General features: G+C 65.5%; 3 protein-coding genes. All 3 read left to right on the forward strand.

Features of this window, described 5'->3' with window-relative positions:
• On the forward strand, positions 1-916 hold a 916-nt coding region (locus tag IG98_RS0143770), incomplete at its 5' end, for an IS3 family transposase (RefSeq protein ID WP_211264387.1).
• A 6-nt stretch (positions 917-922) separates the two neighbouring features.
• Entirely contained in the window at positions 923-1,405 is a 483-nt protein-coding gene (locus tag IG98_RS0143775; RefSeq protein WP_030926446.1) for a tyrosine-type recombinase/integrase, read from the forward strand.
• Between the two features lie 56 nt (positions 1,406-1,461).
• On the forward strand, positions 1,462-1,731 hold the full coding sequence (locus tag IG98_RS51755; protein ID WP_157594902.1) for a hypothetical protein: 270 nt from the start codon (positions 1,462-1,464) through the stop codon (positions 1,729-1,731).
• The last annotated feature ends 67 nt before the right edge of the window (positions 1,732-1,798 follow it).

A 1,798-nucleotide genomic window follows, 5' to 3' on the forward strand; every position in this document is an offset into this window, starting at 1 on the left:
TTGCGAAGGAGATGGATCGTTGATCAGCCGCTTCAGGTTCATCTCCGCCCACGCCGGCTTCGGCATCGCGCGGCTGTGCAGGGTGTTGAACGTCGGCCGCGGCGCCTTCTACGCCTGGCGCAAGCGGGAACCCGCTCGCCAGGCCAGAGCGGCCGAGGACGCACAGATCGTGGAGAAGATCCGGTCGTTTCACACTGACTCGGGCGGGACCAACGGCTCACCTCGGATCACCGCCGACCTGCGCGAGGCCGGGGAGATCGTCAACGTCAAGCGGGTCGCCCGCCTGATGCGCCAGGCGGGCATCGTCGGCCCGCACCTGCGCAAGGGCAGGCGGACCACCATCCCCGATCAGAGGGCTGCGCCTGTCCCCGACCTGCTCCAGCGCGACTTCAGGCCCGGCGCGGTCGACAAGCGGTGGTGCGGCGATATCACCTATTTGCCGGTAGGCGACTCGTGGCTGTACCTGGCCACCGTCATCGACATCGGATCACGCCGGCTGATCGGCTGGTCGATCGCCGGCCATCTGCGTACCGAACTGATCGGCGACGCACTGACGGCGGCAGTGCGGGCACGTGGCGGGCACGTCGCCGGCGTGATCTTCCACGCCGATCGCGGCTGTCAGTACACCTCGGCCGAGTTCGCCGCGCTGTGCGCCGCCAACGGCATCCGGCGATCGAGCGGAAGGACGGGGACATGCCTGGACAACGCGCTCGCCGAGGCGTTCAACGCCACCCTCAAGCGTGAACTGCTGCACGGCAGAGGCAAGCGCCGCTGGAGCGACGAGGCCGACGCCCGCACGGAGATCTTCCGATGGATCGCCCGCTACAACCACCGTCGACGGCACTCGGCGATCGGGAACCTACCCCCGGCCGTGTATGAAGATCGGCTTGTTAGAATGACGGCACTGGCTGCATGAAACCGGGTGTCCACACCCCGGGGGGAACGCCACCACCGGATCATCACCCTGCCGGTCAAAGGCGGCAGCACCCACCCGGTGATCCTCGCCGCATACGCCGGCGAGATCCTCGACGCCTACCTCACCGAACGCGGCAACATGCCAGGGCCAGTCTTTCTCACCCGCACCGGCGCACCGCTACAGCGCACCTTCGTCTACCAGCTTGTTCAACGGATCGCCATGTCAGCGGGCATCTTGAACCCCGACACGCTGTCGATCCACTCCATCCGGCACAGCGTGGCCACCGCCATGCTGGGAACCGGAGAACCTCTGGAGGCCGTCCAGGCACTGCTCGGCCACGCCAGTCCCAACACCACCCATGCCTACGACCGCGCTGATCAGCTTCATTACTCCTGCGCCTACCGCTTCGATCAGCGTATGGCAACCGAGGTCACCTGCCGCCAGCATCGGCTGGTCGACCAACTTCGCTCCCCCTCCTGCCCATCGTGAATGCTCGTGATCGAACTCCTGGGGCTCGAGTTCGCAGGGAGAGCTACGGTGTCTCGGTGAGTCATACGTCTTCCCTTGGTACAGACGACGTCGGTTCGTCTGAACGGTTCATCGTGCAGGCTGATCTCGTCGCCGCGCTGACCGCGCAAGGTGCCAACGGGGAACGGGCGGTCAACCTGCTAGCGACCGCAGGCATGATGCTGTCGACACCGCAGCGGTATCCGGCCGCTGCCGAAGTCGCTCAGTCCTGCTGCCGCAGTGCGCTCGACAGCATCTTGAAGATCGCGGGAGATGAGGGACTGTACGGTTTTCGGTGTAACTCCTGATCAAGGAGATACACCTGATGAGTACCGTGATTCAGGCATCTGCGGACACAGACCTGGAGGAAGCCGC

It is taken from the genome of Streptosporangium amethystogenes, assembly GCF_000721075.1.
Classification (GTDB): domain Bacteria; phylum Actinomycetota; class Actinomycetes; order Streptosporangiales; family Streptosporangiaceae; genus Streptosporangium; species Streptosporangium amethystogenes.